This is a genomic window from Pedobacter jejuensis (assembly GCF_003725795.1).
In the GTDB taxonomy this organism is placed as follows: Bacteria; Bacteroidota; Bacteroidia; order Sphingobacteriales; family Sphingobacteriaceae; genus Pedobacter; species Pedobacter jejuensis.
On sequence record NZ_RBEE01000001.1, the window covers coordinates 1 to 18,550 of the forward strand.

Here is an 18,550-nt window from a genome sequence, read left to right on the forward strand (position 1 = left end):
TAAAAACGTTGCTTCGGTTGTAGATCCAATTGATCCGAACAACCCTCAAAACCCATCAGTAGAGGTGCCAACGGAAGGGAAGATTACAGCTACTAAAACAATTGTTGGTAACCCATCGAGCGTAAAACCGAATGATGTACTGACTTACAATATTACCTTAACAAATAACTTTGGCACTGCAAAAACAGGCGTAACGGTAAGTGACGCGGTTCCAACTACGCTAACAAACATCAACTCAATTAGCAATGGAGGAACCTTAACAGGCAATACAATTAACTGGTCTGCTTTGACGGTTCCTGCAAATGGAACACTCGTATTGAGTTTCACTGCCACAGTCATATCAACACTTCCGGCAGGTACAACACAGATTAAAAACGTTGCCTCGGTTGTGGATCCAATTGATCCGAACAACCCTGAGTTACCGGAAGTTGTGGTACCAACAGAAGGGAAGATTACTTCAACGAAAACAATTGTTGGTAATCCATCGAGCGTAAAACCAAATGATGTACTGACTTATAATATTACTTTAACAAATAACTTTGGCACTGCAAAAACAGGTGTAACGGTAAGTGACGCTGTTCCTTCAACCCTAACCAATATCACAGGAATTAGCAATGGCGGAACCTTAACCGGCAATACAATTAACTGGTCTGCTTTGACAGTTCCTGCAAACGGCAGCTTAACCTTGAGCTTCCAGGCAACGGTTATACCAACACTTCCGGCAGGCACAACACAGATTAAAAACGTTGCTTCGGTTGTGGATCCAATTGATCCGAACAATCCTGAGTTACCGGAAGTTGTGGTACCAACGGAAGGCAAGATTACAGCTACTAAAACAATTGTTGGTAATCCTGCAAGTGTTAAGTCTGGCGAAGTTCTAACTTATAACATTACTTTAACGAACAGTTTTGGCACTGCAAAAACAGGAGTAAAAGTAAGTGATGACCTACCTATTCAATTACAAAATATTACCAATATCAACAATGGAGGCACATTAACAGGTAGTATAATTAATTGGAATAATTTAACTGTACCAGCAAATGGAACCTTAATCTTAAGTTTTAATGCAACAGTTAAAGTTAACTTACCTGCAAGTACCACCAGCATCAGGAACACAGCTATAGTAACAGATCCAATCGATCCAACCAATCCGGATAAACCTTATGTAGAAGTCCCAACAACAATTAACGACCTCTTCATTCCTAACCTTTATACTCCAAATGGCGATGGTAATAATGATACTTTCGTAATCAGAGGACTGGAAATGTTTGCCGAGAACGACCTGATTATTGTAAACCGTTGGGGTAACGAAGTTTATAAACAAAAGAACTACCAAAACAACTGGACAGGTGAAGGGCTTAATGAGGGAACATATTATTATGTGTTGCGTGTAAAAGACACCAGTGGCTCAAATTGGAAAGTTTATAAAGGTTACATCACTTTAATTAGAGTATTTAGTAAATAAAAGAATAAAGATTAACCGAAGAGGCTACTATCAGCTTCTTCGGTTATCAATCATTTCTATATGAAAAGACTATTCATATCACTTACAATACTTCAGTTTGCCGTTAAGTTTACTCATGATTAAAAGCATATACAATTTAGTCAGTACATGTTAACATTCTTCACCAGATCTAGTAAGTCAGCAAGCGCAAGAAACGTCAGCTTTATTTGAACAACAAAAAAAAATTTAACTATTGCAAATCGTCTGTCAACGATAAAGAATTGCGATGAAATGTTGGGTTTAAAAGATGGAAAATGGACGGATCAAGGTGTTCATGACGCATTAGTCAATGAAACTGGCGTTATGCCCGTATTGTAATTATCATCTGGCTCTATTCGCAATAATAGCGAGTGTTTTTTATGTTCTATAGAACTGCTACATCCATAAATCGATTAATATTTAATTTGTAAATATCCATAATTACATAAAACCTTTGTTCTTTAATAATTATTTGTAGTTTTACGAATAATCGAAATATGCAGGATTTCTGGAATAGCCTACAGCATTTAATTGACCCCAAAACATTATTGAGAGAGGGCGGTTTTTACCTTGTTGTGTTTGTGATTTTTGCAGAAACGGGTTTAGCTTTTGGTTTCTTTCTCCCAGGTGATTATTTATTGTTTCTTGCAGGCATGTTTGTTGCCAATAAACAACTGGATGTTAATATCATTACTCTAATTATATCATTAAGTATAGCGGCAGTAGTTGGTAACTTTGTAGGTTATTGGTTTGGGCACAAAACAGGTCCATCACTGTATCACAGAAAGGATTCTTTCTTTTTTAAGAAAAAATATTTGCGTTCTGCAGAGGCCTATTACAATAAGCAGGGCGCTTTTGCGCTAATAATGGGAAGATTTGTTCCCATAGTTAGAACTTTTGCACCGATTTTTGCTGGTGTGGTAAAAATGGACTTTAAAAAATTTGCTTTTTACAACATTGTAGGAGGTGTTTTATGGGCCTGTTCATTAACTTTATTAGGCTATTTTTTAGGCATAAAGTTTAAAGAAGAAATAAACGATTATTTATTATATATTATTATTGGATTTATACTTATCACAACTATCCCTTTATTGATTACCTTTGTAAAAAGTAAAGTTGGTAGCTCTGACGAAGAAAAGACAGATTTAAATTAAAAATGGCAAAAGACGATCATCACGCATGGCATAGCGTATCTCCTGGAAAAAACGTTCCAGAAGTTGTAAACGCAATTATTGAAATCCCAAAAGGCTCAAAAGCCAAATATGAAATAGATAAAGAATCTGGTTTGATTAAATTAGACAGGGTTCTTTTTTCATCTGTAATGTACCCAGCAAACTATGGTTTTATCCCACAAACATATTGTGATGATAAAGATCCATTGGACATATTAGTCCTATGTTCGGTAGATGTATTCCCAATGACTTTGATAGAAGCTAAAGTTGTTGGTGTTATGCACATGGTTGATAATGGCGAGCAAGATGATAAAATCATCGCTGTTGCTGCTCATGATATGTCGGTAAATTACATTAATGATTTAGATGAATTACCGCCACACCAAATGAAAGAAATTGTTCGTTTCTTTCAGGATTATAAAGCGTTAGAAGAGAAAAACGTAACCATCGAACATTTACTTGGTGTTCGTTATGCGCATAAGGTAATTAAAGAAAGCATAGAACTTTATAACACAACATTTAGAGAATTAGCTTAATGGATTTACCCACGGTCTGTTTGTTTTTAAATTTAGAGTTAAGTACAATCTTACCAACAAACGTAGTTTTGGTTGCTTTACAAGAGCCAGATACATCATCAATTGGATGGAGATTAATCTTCGCATTATTTTTAGTTTTACTTAACGGATTTTTTGTTGCTGCCGAGTTTGCAATTGTAAAAGTTAGGGCATCACAAATAGAAATTAAAGCCAAATCTGGCAGTCGGGTTGGTAAAATGGCAAAAGGTATTATCCACAATTTGGATGGATATCTTGCCGCAACACAGCTAGGTATAACGCTTGCATCACTTGGTTTAGGTTGGGTTGGTGAAGGCGTTATGCATACCATTTTCAAAAATCTTTTTGATAGTTTGCAATGGGGTTTTAGCGAAGCTTTTATACATTCTGCATCTACAGTTGTTGCATTTTCTGTGATAACCATTATGCATATTGTTTTTGGAGAGTTGGCGCCAAAATCATTTGCAATTCAACGACCAGTAGCAACTACGCTTTTCATTGCTGTTCCGCTTCAAGTATTTTATGTTGTTTTTAGGCCTTTTATATGGACACTTAACAACCTTGCTGCAATCATTTTAAAACCTTTTGGTATCGACACCTCTGCAGGTCATGAATCGTTACACAGTACCGAAGAACTTCAATATTTACTGGATCAAGGTAAGGAAAGCGGTGCATTAGATAACAATGAGCACGAATTGATTAAAAACGTTTTTGATTTTAATGAGCGTGTTGTTAAAAATATCATGGTTCCACGAACCAAAATTTCCGGTGTTGAATTAACTTCTCCAAAAGAACAAGTTATTGACACAATTATTAAAGAAGGTTATTCTCGTTTACCTGTTTACGATGAAATAATGGATAAGATTGTGGGTATAATTCATGCCAAGGATATTTTACCATTGGTTGCGGCAGGTAATCAACACTGGACTTTAAACGACATTATTCGTAAACCATATTTCGTTACAGAAACAAAAAAGATTAACGATTTAATGAGTGAGCTGCAAAGCAACCGCATTCAAATTGCAATTGTTTTAGATGAATTTGGTGGTACAGCTGGTATGGTTACCCTGGAAGATATCGTAGAAGAACTTGTCGGCGAAATTCAGGATGAATATGATGAAGAGAAACCTTTGGTTGAAAAAATATCTGATAATGAATTTATAGTAAATGCCTTTGCAACGGTTTATGATGTTAACGAGCATTTGCCACATGATTTACCAGAGGATGAAGATTTTGATACCATAGGAGGTTTAGTTTCTCATGTGTTCGAACGCATTCCTGAAGTTGGTGAAAGCAACGAATCTTATGGATATTTATTTACCATCCTGAAGAAAACAGAACAGAATATCGAAACCATTAAATTAGAATTGGTTATAAATAAATCAGATATGGTTGATAATCACTAATTTCAACTATGCATATTTTTTATACTCCAGATATAACCCAAAATACTTACACACTTAATGAAGAAGAAAGCAAGCATTGTGTAAGAGTTTTGCGCTTACCTGTAGGTACTATTGTAAATCTGGTTGATGGAAGAGGAGGTTTTTATACAGCTGAAATAACTTCAGACAATCCTAAAAAGGTAATATTATTCATTAAACAAGTAGAGCGGGAATTCCATAAAAGGAATCATTACCTCCATATTGCAGTTGCACCAACCAAAAATATCGATCGCATAGAATGGTTTTTAGAGAAGGCAACGGAACTAGGAATAGATGAGATTACACCAATCATTTCCCATCGTTCTGAACGTAGAATTGTGAAAGAAGATAGGTTGAATAAGGTCATAACATCAGCTGTGAAGCAATCTATCAAAGCTTATCATCCTAAGCTAAATGAAGCCATTTCATTTAAGGAATTTCTAAAGATTCCTTTTGATGGCGATATGTTAATTGCGCATTGCATTGATAACGAAGAAAAGAAATACATTTCAGAGCTTATTGTTCCTCAGCATAAATATTTAGTTCTTATTGGTCCGGAAGGCGACTTTACGCCCGAAGAGGTTAATCTTGCTTTGAAAAAAGGCTTTAAAGCCTTAACTTTAGGTAACAATCGGCTTAGAACCGAAACTGCGGCACTCGCTGCCTGCTTTGAAATAAATTACCTAAACCGCAATGAGAAGAGTTGAATGTTGTAAGTTAAAAATTATGGATTTGAGTTCATTGTCGTTAAAACGGTTACTTTCATTCTCTTTTATCTTTATCTCTTGCTTCTTCTTCCTTATTCTCGTTTCATTTGCTCCTCCTTCTTATCGAATGGCGAAATTGAAATATAACGGTGGTGGAGATTGGTATGCAGATAGAACTGCTTTGCCAAACCTGATTGCTTTCTGTAATTCGAATCTTAAAACAAATTTTTATCCCGAAGAAAGTATTGTAGAGGTTGGTAGTAAAGAAATTTTCAATTTCCCGTTTGTATATATGACCGGGCATGGTAATGTTGTTTTTAGCGAGCAAGAGGTTAAAAATTTGAGGCAATATTTAATTGGCGGTGGCTTTCTGCATATTGACGATAATTACGGATTGGATAAATTTATAAGGCCCCAAATGAAAAAGGTATTTCCTGAACTGGAGTTTGTAGAATTGCCTGCTAATCACGTCTTATATAATCAGAAATTTAAATTTCCGAGTGGATTGCCTAAAATACATGAACATGATAACAAACGACCTCAAGGTTTTGCATTAATTTATAAAGGTAGAGTTGTTTGCTATTATACATTCGAGTGTGATTTAGGCAATGGTTGGGAAGATTTTGGGACATATCCTGAAGATTCTCAAGAAACACGCTTAAAAGCTTTAAAAATGGGCGCTAATTTAGTTCAGTATGCTTTAACTCAATAATTATGTACAAAGTAAAGGTTAATGAAAAATTTCTATTTGATTTAGATACCACTGGTGCTAATACCTTATTAAATGGCGAGCCAATAGATATTGATATTAGTGCATTAGGCAATAATTTGTCTAATGTTATTTATCAAAATAAATCTTTCAATACAGAAGTAGTCGAGATTAATAAGGCTGAAAAAAGCTGTAAGATAAAAGTCAACGGTAATATTTATGCTGTTTCTTTAGAAGATAAGTTTGATCAACTATTAAAACAATTGGGACTTGATAATTTAGCATCAAATAAAGTAGCTGAAATTAAAGCGCCTATGCCCGGATTGGTTTTGAATGTAATGGTAGAAGAGGGTTCAGAGATAAAGAAAGGTGATAACTTGTTAATTTTAGAAGCCATGAAGATGGAAAACATTCTAAAATCATCAACGGATGGTATTGTAAAAAAGGTTACTGTAAAGCAAGGTGATAAGGTAGAAAAAAATCAAATCTTAATCCAATTCAAGTAGCTATTAAAAGCTCAATAGCATAATGTATTGATAAAATAACTACACCATAAATTATAGATTTAAGAACAAAAAAAAATCCCGAATAGAAATCGGGATTTTTTATTTTATCTTTTTGGATTAAAAGGTTTTGCTTTAGCCTGTTTAAAGTTTCGTTTTCCAGCGGTACTAATCTCTGGAGCGCCTAGCATTGTCATAGCGCAACGGAAACCAACTTCGGCAGATGCATCGTCTTGCTGTAAGAATCTACGAGTAGCTGGATTTAACCAATAAGCCATATCGTTCCATGAACCACCTTTGTAAACTCTCGATTTATCATTAACTAAAGAAACACCTTCTTCATTTAATAACTTATTCTGTCTGTCACGGTATCCACGTTCATCTGCCTGGTACGAAGTTACCATACCTTTAGGATCCGGTGATTTAGAAATTGAATCGGCTCTTTTTGCTAAAGCTTGTTTATCTGCCCAGCTTAATTTTTTACCCGAATAGGCATTTTCTTTAATCGGTTTGCCATATTTATCTAAAGCAATTTTTCCATTTGCAGCATCAGAAAGCTGTTTATCTTGAAACTGGTTACCACGATACGGGTTAAAAGCTTCAGCATCAGTAAAAGTTCCGGTACGGTAAACATCATTTACCCATTCGTTAACATTACCAGCCATATTGTACAAGCCAAAATCGTTTGGAGTATATGATATAACAGGAACAGTTAAATCACCTTTATCATTTAAAGAACCACCAACACCCATGTAATCACCTTGTGCTCTTTTAAAGTTAGCTTGTATTAAACCTCGTGTTTTTTTACTTGCCGAACTCACACCTAATCCGTTCCACGGATAAATTTTATTTTGATTAATGTTTTCGTATTCTGTATTACCAATTAATCCTAAAGCTGCATATTCCCATTCTGCTTCAGTCGGTAAACGATAGGGTTGCATAATTACCCCATCCTCTAAAGTCGCATTTCTAGTTGGAACTGCGTTACCACCTCTTCCTCCTGCAGCACCAATAGATGCTCCAGCTTTGGCGTTATAATCTTTAGGTGCGTTTTTACCTTTATCATCATATTGGCCATTTAAATAGGCATCCGTGTTGAAAGGTTTATCAGGTCTTGCAGCAGTTGTAGTTCCTGTAGTTGTATTTCCTCTAGCAGGATTATTGCCTGCAGCTAAAGTTTTGTAATCGGTTAAAATTCCCTTCTGGCGTAAAATGTATTCGTTAGCCTGAGAAGTCCTCCATTCGCAAAAACGAGATGCTTGCTCCCAGCTTACACCAACTACAGGATAATCTCTATAAGCCGGATGCCTTAAATAGTTATCAACGTAAGGTTCATTATATGAAAGAGCCCTGCGCCAAACCAAAGTATCGGGTAATTCATTGTAATAAAATTCGCGGTCTTCTGGGTAACTGGTTCTAATCCAATGTAAATATTCTAACCAATCGGTATTAGAAACCTCAGTTTCATCCATATAAAAGGAAGGAACTGTAACCTGTCTTTTATAATTGTAAATGTTTGGTTCAACGCCTGCAACCTCAATTGCGCTACCTCCAACAACCAAAACTCCACCTTCGATAGGAATTAAACCTGGTCCTGGTGCACGTTTGTAGTTGCTAGCTACGGCAAAACTGCCATAAGTTTTATTATTCTTATCTGCATAAGGAATACCTGTTTTGCTAGATGCACCACTTTTGTTTCCACCACAAGAGGAAAGTAAAGCTGCAAGGGCAAGGCAAGAAAAAGAATATAGTAGTTGTTTTTTCATAAATGCTATATAGTATGAACTAAGGCTTATTCAACTGATAAAATTACAGAAATTTTAATGATTTAGTAATAATTGTGTTAATAAAAATTTGGTTCATGTTTTTTAAGCATAACGGATTAATGATTAATGTATTGTGTATGCCTTAAAATAGTTATAGGTATGGATATATGCACAAGTTGGGTGCTAATTTTAGTGTATTTATTGTCTATTAAATCATTCCAAATAAATTTTACAAAAAGGTAAAGTCATGTTAAAAGAATTTTTCATTATAATTGGCACTATCATCTATACTTCTTAATATGCGGCAATTATTTCGACATTAGATTTGAAAATCGAATCGTCAATAATTTAAGGTAAAATTACTAAGGGAAATTTCAAGAATTCCGACTTAAGCCTCATAATTTTTTCCCTCAACTTTGGGATAAAAATTAACAGTAACCTGAAAAATTAATAATTCAATTTCTGATAAATTAAATAACTTGTTAATTAAAAAGAACTATGCATTTTTTAGAATATCCAGCTGAAAGATTTATGTATAAAAATTGCAGATTTAGTTAGGATGATTTTAAAAATCCGTAAGTTTATTGTAAAATATATTTACTGCCTGTTCGTTTGATAAATATATTATTCAAAAATATTAACTTACGCAAAATCTTAAATCACGTACCTATCAGGATGAATTTCAAGTACATTGGTAAACTTGCTTTTTCTGCACTTTCTGTTGCACTAGTATTTGGAAAAGCAAATGCTCAAGCTACGATTTCTGGCACTCAAACCAATGGAAGTGAATCTAATAATATTGTAACTGCTGTTCCTTTTTTATTAATTACGCCAGATGCTAGGGCAGGTTCGATGGGCGATGCTGGCGTGGCAGTTCCCGGAGATATAAATTCTGCGAGTATCAATCCGGCAAAACTAGCTTTCCTTGATAAACCGTACGGCTTTGCACTTTCATACAGCCCTTGGTTAAAAAGTTTGGTTCCAGATATTAATCTTGCATATGTTGGTGGTTTTTATAAGTTGGATGATAGAAATACAATCGGAGCATCATTAAGATATTTTTCTTTAGGTCAGATTCAATTAACTGATATTAATCAACAAGATTTGGGGATTTCAAATCCCAACGAATTGGCGCTTGATTTTACTTTTGCTCGCTCATTTGGTAAAGAGTTTTCGTTAGGAAGTTCTTTAAGATACATTTATTCCAATTTAGCTTCGGGTCAGTTTTCATCTGCCGGGCAAGTTCGTGGCGGCAATGCGGTTTCAATTGATATTGCTGGTTTGTATAAAACGTCAACTACATTATTTGATAAAAACACCATACTTTCTGCCGGTGCGAACATTTCGAATATTGGCACTAAAATGAGTTATTCTGATGGTGGAGAAAATTATTTTTTACCTACTAATTTCAAATTAGGTGGTGCGGGTACAATGGCTATTGATGATTTTAATACGTTCACATTTGCTTTAGATTTTAATAAATTACTTGTTCCTACGCAACCGATTTATGATTTAAGTGGAAATATTCTAAGTGGTAAAGATCCAAATCGTTCGGTACCGGCAGGTATATTTGGTTCATTTTCTGATGCACCAGGTGGCTTAAGTGAGGAATTAAAGGAAGTTGGCATCTCTACCGGATTTGAATATTGGTACAACCAACAGTTTGCCATTCGTGGTGGATATAATTACCAGAGTCCGCAGAAAGGAAACAGCCGTTATTTCACCTTGGGTACAGGTTTAAAATACAATGTATTTAATATTGATTTTGCATATTTGATTGCAAATGCGCAAACAAGTCCGCTGGCAAATACGCTACGGTTTAGTTTATTATTCAATTTTGGAGAGAAAAAAGGCTTAAGATAGCCATCTATTCAGAATTATTTTGGCAATTTCGTGCCAATAATTTTAATGATAATTTTATGAAAATAAGGGTAGGTTTTGGGTTTGATGTCCATCAGTTAAAAGATCAACATCCTTTTGTAGTGGGCGGAGTTACGCTCGAACATCACAAAGGTGCTTTTGGTCATTCAGACGCTGATGTATTATTGCATGCCATTTGCGATGCACTTTTAGGAGCCGCAAACTTACGGGATATAGGTTTTCATTTTAAAAATACTGATGATAGGTGGAAAGGCATCAGCAGTGTAATTTTGCTTAAAGAAACTGTAAAGTTACTCACTGAAAAGGGTTGGCAAGTAGGAAACATAGATGCCATGCTTTGTTTGGAAGCGCCAAAAATTAATCCACATATTCCTGCTATGCAAGAAAACATTGCTGCAGCAATTGGAATTTCTACAGAAGAAATTTCTATCAAAGCTACAACAAACGAATTAATGGGTTTTGTTGGTAGAGAAGAAGGTGTTGTTGCTTATGCGGTGTGTTTAATTGAAAAGATATAGTTTTTGAAAAAAAATTAAAAGCCAGACTTTCTTAGTCTGGCTTTTTTGTTAACTCATAGCTTCCTTTACATTTCCTGTTCTTTTCAGTGTACCCCAGGTTTCTAATTCACCTTTTATCGCCTTGCGGAAAGAACGAAAGAGTACGATATACATTAGCTGCCTCCAAAAGAAACGTTGCGGAAATATGTACAATAGATTCTTAAATTTTTCATGTTCCATTTTAAATGCAATTGCCGCAAAAATCATATCAACAAAAATAAATATGAGGTAATAAAATAATACCTGCCCAAAGCCATTGTGTAAACTTAAAATCCCTGTAAAGCCTGTTAGCGTTAAATTGTTAATGGCGCTTAGAGAAAATAATCCGCTGATTAAAGATATCAGCATAAATAAATCTGCCAGGGGTGAAAATAGCGGCAATATGATTTGGTAGATTAAAATATTCGGCATTCCAACCATTCCGAAATAACCGTATTTTTTGTTTAATAGTGTCTTTCTGTTTTTCCAAAAGCTTTGCATAACGCCAAAACTCCAACGAAATCGTTGTTTCAAAAGCATGTTTACGGTTTCCGGAGCTTCTGTATAAGCAATGGCAGCATCGCAGTTTTTCACTTCATAACCGGCCCTTAAAATGCGCATTGTTAAATCACAATCTTCGGCAAGTGTATCTGTGGTAAACGCACCAACTTCTAAAACCACCTGTTTGCGGAATGCGCCAATAGCACCCGGAACAACCGTAATGGTGTTCAGTAAATCGAAGGCACGGCGATCCATGTTTTGAGCGGTGATGTATTCAATTGATTGCCATTTTGTTATAATGTTATGTGCATTGCCCACTTTTACGGTTCCTGCAACAGCAGCAATTTTTGAACTGTAAAAATAGCGCATCAGTTCTGTTACGGCATCAGTTTTAAGTTGAGTATCTGCATCAATACAGATGATAAATTCTGCACTTGCTTTAGTAATACCAAAATTTAAAGCCGATGCTTTTCCGCCATTCTCTTTTTTAAAAACCTTAACCAATGGATGGTTGCCAAAATGTTCATTAATAATATCAAAGGTTTTATCTTTAGATCCATCATCCACAAAAATTAATTCGAAATTTGGATAAGTCGTTTTCAATAAGCTATTGATGGTTTGTAAGGCCGTAACCTCCTCATTGTAAGCAGGAATAATTATACTAACTTTTTCAGTTGGATTGCTTATGAGTTTGTAGGCGTTTTTCTTTGCTTTTTTGAGTTGAGATATTGCTAAATAGGCAATAAACAATGTTCTCAAAATGGCCAACACAATTGCAACACTAAATACAATGTTTAAGAGTATATTTCCATAGTAAAAAAAGTTAATAAAAAAGTAATCGCCAGAACCGAGAAAACCACTATTTGCACTTGAATTTACAGCAGGCATCAATTCTGATCTCTTTTTGCCCATCAAATTACCAACAGTTGTAAATGTGTACCCTTGTTGCTTAAAGTATTTTATAATTCGTGGTAAGGCAGCAACGGTAGCTTCGCGATTTCCGCCTGCATCATGCAATAAAAGGATATTGCCATTATCTTTTTGTTTAACAACGTCATTAAAAATTTGGTCTGCAGTTTTGCCTGGCTCCCAATCTTCTGGGTCTATAAGCTCACCAATGTTGATGTAATTTTCTTTTCTGCTTTGTGCCACTGGCAAAATCTCTGAAGTATTTTGTGGCTCCGCATCAGCATTAAATGGCGCCCGAAACAAAATGGTACTATGACCTGTAACGGCTTCGATTAAACGGCGTGTTGCATTTAACTCAAACTTTACTCGTCTTGGTCCGATAGAAGACATATCAGGATGAAAGAATGTATGATTTCCGATTTCATATCCACCATCATATTCTTGCCTTAATAACTCCATATTTTTCTCGGCCATAATCCCAACTACAAAGAAACAGCCAGGTACATTTTCTTTTTTAAGAATGCTTAATACCTGTGGTGTGTAAACCGGATCAGGACCATCATCAAATGTTAAAACGATTTTTTTATCTGCTTCGCCAAATCTTTTGATAACATATTGGGTAGGCAATCTCATATACTGCTGATTTGCAATAGTGAAATTATCCTTATTTAATGTAAATCGTACTGCGCCTGGATTTGGTGTAGAAATTAAATCCAGAATTTCTCCATCGCCGATATAGGCAATACCACCCATATTTAACGGTGATATTTTTCTAAAATCTACTGGTTTTTTCTTTAGAGCAGCTAAACTCAAATCATCAGAAATAAACTGCCATAAACGTTTATCTTCTGAACCCAAGCGCCATAGTGCAATGCCGGCAATATCCCAATCATCGGCTTTTCTAATTAAGTTGAAGTTAGTTGCTGCATCAGTAAAATATACTTTATGATTTATGCCGCTCCCATCTTTATAGCTAAAATTTAAGTTTGCAGAGGCAGAATCGTAATTAATACGGCTTTTATAATTTACAGCAGTGGTAATTGCAGCTTCGTAGGTTATTGACGTTCCAATACTTTTTTCAGGCCAATCGTAGCCATAACAAGCTAAGGCTAGAATTACCTTATTTGCATCCATTTTACTACAAATATCATCAAGCTTCTCTTCAACCCATTCTTGATGAGAAACATCACCTGCGTTACTGCCTTCTGTATGCTGATCGTAAGCCATTAAAACGATATAGTCATTGTAATGCTGTAAAACTTCCGGACTGTAATCATCATTCTCTGGAGATATATCTTGCGAAACGATTAAATTCTTCGCATGAAATTGAGCATATAGATTTTTCATGAAATTATTAAAGTCTTCGCGGTTCTCGAGATTAAGTTCTTCGAAATCTATATTAATACCTCTGTATCCGTACTTTCCTGTAATGTTAATCAGATTAGAAATTAGTTTTTGCTGTGCTGGCATATCATTCAATAGCCTTTGTACTGCCGCACCATCCCAGTGATCTTTATTAAAATTAGAAACCACTGCAATAGCCGATTTTTTTCCTTCATGAATTACCCGTAACGCTGCGGTATCTGCCTTATCAACTATCGAATCGCCATTTAAAAAAAATGATTCTGTCGCAACCATATCTAAATGACCGATATTTCTTTTTAAATCGGGTAATGATTTGCTAACAGTACCAGCCCAACTAACATAGAAAGCCATATTTATGCGCTTTTTATCGCCGTGTTTAGCTAAAATTCTGTTTGCCCTGTCGGTTTTAATTTTTTGAAGTTTAGATTTCTCTATCGTGAAATCTTTGTATTGCTGAGATTTTTTAAGCTTTTGTAACTGCTTTTGTGTTAAAGGACTATTGGTATTAATGTATGGAAGACTTGGGTATTGAACGGATGAGAGTGTAAGCGCAACGCATATTATTGCTCCTACAAATACGATAAAGAATGTTCGACTAACCCATGTAAAGGCATGCCACCTTTTTTTAGTCTCAGTTTGAAATATTTGTTTTCCGGACATTTTTCTGTTCTGATTTATAAACAAATATGACAATGCAATATGAAGATTGCATGAATGATTCGATATGCAATTTTATAACCTGCGTTCGATTCTTAAACCTAATATTTTGCTGTTTTATTGCCGTATTGCTTGCACGACACATCATGCTGAATTTATTTCAGCATCTTTCCTGCAAAAATGAACCTGAAATAAATTCAGGGTGAGGTGAACAAAAAAAGTAAGCTTAGTAATAATGTGAGGGAAAATCAAAAATCTAACTTAGATTTATAGCTGATTTTTCGATTTATAAAAATTCTGAAGCACAAAAAAGCCGATGATTGTTAAAACATCGGCGATTAATTCTATTGTTGGAAAAACTATCCTTCTAAATAACCAAATTTGCCTTCATTATAATCACGCATTGCTTGATTGATTTCTTCTTGCGTGTTCATTAAAAATGGTCCGTATTGTACAATGGGCTCATTAATTGGTTCTCCACTTAGCACCAAAATAACGCTGTTTTGTAAAGCCTCAATGTGAATTTCTTCTCCTTCGTTTTCAAAATGGATAAAATTATTTACTTCGGCAGTCTCCTTTTCGTTTACCCTAATTGCTCCTTCTACCACCATAAAGCCTGTATTAAAAGCTGCGGGAAAAGTAAAACTTGCTTTGCCGCCTTTATTTAAACGAGCGTTATATAGTTCAATTCGGGTAAATGTGCTGGCATTCCCAGTTATATTTTGATAGTTTCCAGCGATTATTTCAATATGCCCACCGTTTTCTGGTAAGTTAAAGCTTGCCATATCAGCCTGTTTTATTGCCTGATATTTCGGCTTGCTCATTTTATAAGCCGCAGGCAAATTAACCCAAAGCTGTATCATTTGAAAAGGACCGCCATCTAAACTATAAGCTTGTTCGTGATATTCTTTGTGAAGAATGCCACTTGCTGCTGTCATCCATTGTACATCCCCAGGATAAATAATACCGCTGTTTCCGGCACTATCATGGTGAGCAACAGCTCCATGATAAGCAATGGTTACGGTTTCAAAACCACGATGTGGATGAATATCAACTCCACGAGGCTCTTTCCTTGCAGAAAATTCTATTTTAGAGCCATAATCCATTAGAAAAAACGGATTCATATCAATTTTATATCCGCTTGGGAAAAAATTGTGTACTCTAAAACCATCGCCAACCATGTGTGGTGCTGGTGCTTGTAGTATTTTTGAGATTTGTTTAGTTTCCATTACCTTTTAAAATTAAGGCAAGGGGTTTTGGGCATATAAGCTATGCCCGAAACTCTATGCTTGTTTAACGAACTGTAATTCGCCTAAAATGCGTACTTCTTCGCTCACCATAACCCCGCCAGTTTCTAAGGCAGCATTCCAGGTTAAGCCAAAATCAGAACGATTAATTTTGCCGCTTAATGTAAAGCCAGCTTTTGTATTTCCCCATGGATCAGTTGCAATACCACCAAACTCAGCAGTTAATTTTACTGATTTTGTTTCGCCTTTAATTGTTAAATCGCCTTTTACCAGGTAATCACTACCGTCTTTTTCAATTGATGAAGATTTAAATTCTATTGTCGAAAATTTTTCTGCATCGAAAAAATCAGCGCTTTTTAAATGATTGTCTCTATCGGTGTTTCCTGTATCTAAAGAAGCAATTTCTCCGCTAAATGCAATTTCTCCGTTTTCAAATTCATCACCTTCAGAAGTTAAATCTGCAGTGAAAGTTTTTAAGCTACCGGTCACAGTAGTTATCATTAAGTGTTTAACTTTAAATTGTAATTCGCTGTGGGTTGGATCTAATGTCCATTTTGTAGTTGCCATATCTTTTTGTTTTTGAGGTGTTTAAAATAACAACACAAATGTATAGCACAGATAGGAATATAGAATTGATGTATGATAAGAAACAAGGATTACTGGGATTATGGGGTTTTAGGATGAAAATTGATGATTAAGTTTAATAAGATTGGAAGATTAGTAAACGATTTTTCCTTTTAGATATTCAGTTTTACAATTAAAACCTTTTCTAAAGTAATAATTGGTAAATCTTCTTATTCGTTTTATCTTAAAATCTTATAATCCAATAAATCCTAGCAGGTTATGGTCTGAAGTGTTTGTTCGCCAATTCTTTTCTAACTCGGCTTAATGATTCTGGAGTTATGCCTAAGTAAGATGCAATCATCCATTGCGGAACGCGAAGGGTAAGGCTTGGATAAAGTTTTATGAAATCGAGATACCGTTCTTCTGCTGTTGCACTTAATAGCATATTGATTCTTTTTTGCATAAAGCGGATAGAATTATGAAGCATGGTTACGTTTAATGCTAATAGGCATGGAACCTTTCTCGATGCCTCACTCATAAAATTATCTGGAACGATAACACATTCAGTAGCTTCTATTGCTTCGATAAAAAAATCTGATGGCTCTTCATGCATTTGATTTCTGTCGGAGATAAACCAATTTTCTGGGGCAAACTGAAGAATATGCTCTTTACCTTTTGCATCAATTGAATAAGAACGAAGCAAACCTTTACCTACAAAAAAGCCATATTTAAGCATATCGCCTTTGTATTGCAAGATTTCGTTTTTATCAAATTTTTTTACTCTTAATGTTGATGAAATACTATCAAACTGCTCATCAGTTATTTCTATTTTAGCCTGGAAATAATTTTTAAACTGATTGATCATATTAGCTGTATTATTTTTTGATGGGTTTGATGTCAGAAAAATCAACCCCACACTTACAATTACCGCCACAGCCATCTTTCTTAACCTGTAAAGATTTATAAATTAAACGGGCAACATAAATTAATGCAACTGCAAAAAGCAAAAAGACTAAAATCGTTTGCGTATTCATAAAACAAATATAAGTTGCTTTTACGCTTTTGAGTTCAGTTGAATGTAAAAAAGGTTGATTGCGAAATTTTGAGATTGCAAAGAAGTCGAAAATTCATAGAAAAAGCAGAAATAATTTAATAACAATATTAGGTTTGAATGGCGCCATAAAGAACGGTCGTCATCCTGAACTTGTTTCAAGACCATAATAGTTGGGTGGTTTAGCATAAAAGATGCTGAAAGAAATTCAGCATGACGACCGCCAAAATGTAAAATCTATAAAAAGCTTGTCATCCAATAATTTATGTACTTAAAAATGCTATTCTATTAGAAGAACAATTATTCTTCCATAAAACCAACAGTGCCACCAACCCAATCAAAATCGGCATTGTACCTTACGCCAATCATTTTACCTTTACTTAACCGGGCTAAATTGGTGCAAAGTTGCGGTTCACCACCATCTGGCCATAAATACATCATTCTGATTTCTACCTTTACGCCACCATCAGGAGATTGAACTACGGCTTCATACTTTACTTTTCTTTGTAAAATCCAATTTTCAGGGTCAGAGATTTTATTTATGTCTGCCTCCGTTACATCGATAATTACACCCATACCTGCAAATGAAAATAAAGGTTTTAGCACATAATTTTCCAAATCAGCAGGAATCTCTGTAACCTCATTTAAAAATCTGGTTTCTGGTACAAATTCGCTTTTAAGAAATGGCATGGTGTATTTGCTAATTCTGTAAAACCAATTTGGATGCGTTACCCATTCTATTTCCAATTCATCACGAGGGTCGAAACTATTTTTAAAAATCTCGGTATTATCTGCAACTTCATCAAATATTAATCTGTTATAAATTCTTTTCAACTGAATTTGCTTACCGTCTTCTTCATAAAACAATTGCTTACCAACTTTCTTGATTTCTTCTAAAGCGAGAATTTTAATGCCAAGCATTTTTTGGGTTACAAAGAAATCGATAGCAGTTTTTTGGTTCTGGGCATCAACATCCATTATTGCAACTTCATGTGGTTGATGATTACCTATAATAACTTCTTTAAAAAGTTTGATGTATTTTTCTTCATCAAAACCATTTAAAAAATGGTTTGTAGAATTATCAATGTCAAAACATTTTCGAAAAGTATTTGCTAAATGTATTTGAAAAGCATAAAGTGATGGAAATCCCTGCATTTCAATCAACATTGGCGATAACTCGCCAGCTTCGTTTTTGCAAATTCCAAAATCAAAAGTTAAAAAATGCGGTTGCTTATTTTCATTTGGTACGTTCCAATCTGCAGGGATTGCTTTTTGAGTTATAGCTTTAAAGTTTTCCTGTTTTATCAGATTTATGATTTCTTCACCGGCGGCAATTAATTTTTCTTTTAAAGCTTTAGGTACAAATACAGGTGTTTCTGCAACTCGAAATGGAATTTCTTTAAAGCCATTTTCTAATTCATTTATAAAGTTTTTATACTTTTCTGTGGTAAATTGTTGGTTGTATTTTTGGCGTTGAGCAGGTATCATAATATTCGGTTTATAAAAAATGAGCAAATTAAA

General features: G+C 34.9%; 16 protein-coding genes. 9 read left to right on the forward strand and 7 right to left on the reverse strand.

Features of this window, described 5'->3' with window-relative positions; all coding sequences use genetic code 11:
• From D7004_RS00005 to D7004_RS00035, 7 genes are all read left to right on the forward strand, one after another.
• The coding region (locus tag D7004_RS00005) for a T9SS type B sorting domain-containing protein (protein WP_123203818.1) at positions 1-1,465 on the forward strand (1,465 nt) is incomplete at its 5' end.
• Positions 1,466-1,980: 515 nt separating this feature from the next.
• Complete coding sequence (locus tag D7004_RS00010; RefSeq protein WP_123203819.1) at positions 1,981-2,637, forward strand: DedA family protein; 657 nt, start codon at positions 1,981-1,983, stop codon at positions 2,635-2,637.
• A 2-nt stretch (positions 2,638-2,639) separates the two neighbouring features.
• Positions 2,640-3,191, forward strand: a complete 552-nt coding sequence (locus tag D7004_RS00015; protein ID WP_123203820.1) for an inorganic diphosphatase — start codon at positions 2,640-2,642, stop codon at positions 3,189-3,191.
• A complete protein-coding gene (locus D7004_RS00020; RefSeq protein WP_244214203.1) occupies positions 3,191-4,615 on the forward strand; it encodes a hemolysin family protein in 1,425 nt (474 codons plus the stop codon). Before D7004_RS00015 ends, D7004_RS00020 begins: the two co-directional genes overlap by 1 nt.
• A gap of 8 nt (positions 4,616-4,623) precedes the next feature.
• Positions 4,624-5,340: a 16S rRNA (uracil(1498)-N(3))-methyltransferase gene (locus D7004_RS00025; RefSeq protein ID WP_123203821.1), complete on the forward strand. Its 717-nt coding sequence runs from the start codon at positions 4,624-4,626 to the stop codon at positions 5,338-5,340.
• Positions 5,327-6,052: a DUF4159 domain-containing protein gene (locus tag D7004_RS00030; RefSeq protein ID WP_123203822.1), complete on the forward strand. Its 726-nt coding sequence runs from the start codon at positions 5,327-5,329 to the stop codon at positions 6,050-6,052. The genes D7004_RS00025 and D7004_RS00030 overlap by 14 nt, the downstream gene beginning before the upstream one ends.
• Before the next feature lie 2 nt (positions 6,053-6,054).
• Positions 6,055-6,555 (forward strand): acetyl-CoA carboxylase biotin carboxyl carrier protein subunit, encoded by a 501-nt coding sequence (locus D7004_RS00035; RefSeq protein ID WP_123203823.1) that lies wholly within the window; start codon positions 6,055-6,057, stop codon positions 6,553-6,555.
• Between the two features lie 104 nt (positions 6,556-6,659).
• Here the strand turns inward: D7004_RS00035 and D7004_RS00040 are convergent, their stop codons facing one another.
• Entirely contained in the window at positions 6,660-8,318 is a 1,659-nt protein-coding gene (locus D7004_RS00040; protein ID WP_123203824.1) for an SUMF1/EgtB/PvdO family nonheme iron enzyme, read from the reverse strand.
• Between the two features lie 675 nt (positions 8,319-8,993).
• On the opposite strand from D7004_RS00040, the gene porV reads away from it, so the two are divergent.
• Entirely contained in the window at positions 8,994-10,181 is a 1,188-nt protein-coding gene (gene porV / locus D7004_RS00045) for a type IX secretion system outer membrane channel protein PorV (protein ID WP_123203825.1), read from the forward strand.
• A gap of 56 nt (positions 10,182-10,237) precedes the next feature.
• On the forward strand, positions 10,238-10,717 hold the full coding sequence (gene ispF, locus D7004_RS00050; protein ID WP_123203826.1) for a 2-C-methyl-D-erythritol 2,4-cyclodiphosphate synthase: 480 nt from the start codon (positions 10,238-10,240) through the stop codon (positions 10,715-10,717).
• Between the two features lie 48 nt (positions 10,718-10,765).
• On the opposite strand, the gene D7004_RS00055 is transcribed toward ispF, so the two are convergent.
• The 6 genes from D7004_RS00055 to D7004_RS00080 all read right to left on the reverse strand — a co-directional run bounded on the left by D7004_RS00055 (position 10,766) and on the right by D7004_RS00080 (position 18,517).
• Positions 10,766-14,170, reverse strand: a complete 3,405-nt coding sequence (locus D7004_RS00055; protein ID WP_123203827.1) for a glycosyltransferase — start codon at positions 14,168-14,170, stop codon at positions 10,766-10,768.
• A 356-nt stretch (positions 14,171-14,526) separates the two neighbouring features.
• Positions 14,527-15,396 carry a pirin family protein gene (locus D7004_RS00060; RefSeq protein ID WP_123203828.1) on the reverse strand — a complete coding sequence of 290 codons (870 nt, stop codon included), beginning with the start codon at positions 15,394-15,396 and terminating at the stop codon, positions 14,527-14,529.
• A 54-nt stretch (positions 15,397-15,450) separates the two neighbouring features.
• Positions 15,451-15,981 carry a YceI family protein gene (locus D7004_RS00065; RefSeq protein WP_123203829.1) on the reverse strand — a complete coding sequence of 177 codons (531 nt, stop codon included), beginning with the start codon at positions 15,979-15,981 and terminating at the stop codon, positions 15,451-15,453.
• A gap of 274 nt (positions 15,982-16,255) precedes the next feature.
• Positions 16,256-16,843 (reverse strand): Crp/Fnr family transcriptional regulator, encoded by a 588-nt coding sequence (locus D7004_RS00070; RefSeq protein ID WP_123203830.1) that lies wholly within the window; start codon positions 16,841-16,843, stop codon positions 16,256-16,258.
• Positions 16,844-16,853: 10 nt separating this feature from the next.
• A complete protein-coding gene (locus tag D7004_RS00075; RefSeq protein WP_123203831.1) occupies positions 16,854-17,012 on the reverse strand; it encodes a FeoB-associated Cys-rich membrane protein in 159 nt (52 codons plus the stop codon).
• 317 nt (positions 17,013-17,329) lie between these two features.
• The gene (locus tag D7004_RS00080; RefSeq protein WP_123203832.1) at positions 17,330-18,517 is read right to left on the reverse strand and encodes a hypothetical protein; all 1,188 of its coding nucleotides are present in this window, start codon (positions 18,515-18,517) and stop codon (positions 17,330-17,332) included.
• Between the last annotated feature and the right edge of the window lie 33 nt (positions 18,518-18,550).

What these genes read in the sequence shown, in the direction of transcription:
- D7004_RS00040 (WP_123203824.1), bottom strand. Translation starts at nt 8,318, where the DNA reads ATGAAAAAACAACTACTATATTCTTTTTCTTGCCTTGCCCTTGCAGCT.
- D7004_RS00030 (WP_123203822.1), top strand. Translation starts at nt 5,327, where the DNA reads ATGAGAAGAGTTGAATGTTGTAAGTTAAAAATTATGGATTTGAGTTCA.
- D7004_RS00080 (WP_123203832.1), bottom strand. Translation starts at nt 18,517, where the DNA reads ATGATACCTGCTCAACGCCAAAAATACAACCAACAATTTACCACAGAA.
- porV (WP_123203825.1), top strand. Translation starts at nt 8,994, where the DNA reads ATGAATTTCAAGTACATTGGTAAACTTGCTTTTTCTGCACTTTCTGTT.
- D7004_RS00010 (WP_123203819.1), top strand. Translation starts at nt 1,981, where the DNA reads ATGCAGGATTTCTGGAATAGCCTACAGCATTTAATTGACCCCAAAACA.
- D7004_RS00070 (WP_123203830.1), bottom strand. Translation starts at nt 16,843, where the DNA reads ATGATCAATCAGTTTAAAAATTATTTCCAGGCTAAAATAGAAATAACT.
- D7004_RS00055 (WP_123203827.1), bottom strand. Translation starts at nt 14,170, where the DNA reads ATGTCCGGAAAACAAATATTTCAAACTGAGACTAAAAAAAGGTGGCAT.
- D7004_RS00060 (WP_123203828.1), bottom strand. Translation starts at nt 15,396, where the DNA reads ATGGAAACTAAACAAATCTCAAAAATACTACAAGCACCAGCACCACAC.
- D7004_RS00065 (WP_123203829.1), bottom strand. Translation starts at nt 15,981, where the DNA reads ATGGCAACTACAAAATGGACATTAGATCCAACCCACAGCGAATTACAA.
- D7004_RS00015 (WP_123203820.1), top strand. Translation starts at nt 2,640, where the DNA reads ATGGCAAAAGACGATCATCACGCATGGCATAGCGTATCTCCTGGAAAA.
- D7004_RS00025 (WP_123203821.1), top strand. Translation starts at nt 4,624, where the DNA reads ATGCATATTTTTTATACTCCAGATATAACCCAAAATACTTACACACTT.
- D7004_RS00075 (WP_123203831.1), bottom strand. Translation starts at nt 17,012, where the DNA reads ATGAATACGCAAACGATTTTAGTCTTTTTGCTTTTTGCAGTTGCATTA.
- D7004_RS00020 (WP_244214203.1), top strand. Translation starts at nt 3,191, where the DNA reads ATGGATTTACCCACGGTCTGTTTGTTTTTAAATTTAGAGTTAAGTACA.
- D7004_RS00035 (WP_123203823.1), top strand. Translation starts at nt 6,055, where the DNA reads ATGTACAAAGTAAAGGTTAATGAAAAATTTCTATTTGATTTAGATACC.
- ispF (WP_123203826.1), top strand. Translation starts at nt 10,238, where the DNA reads ATGAAAATAAGGGTAGGTTTTGGGTTTGATGTCCATCAGTTAAAAGAT.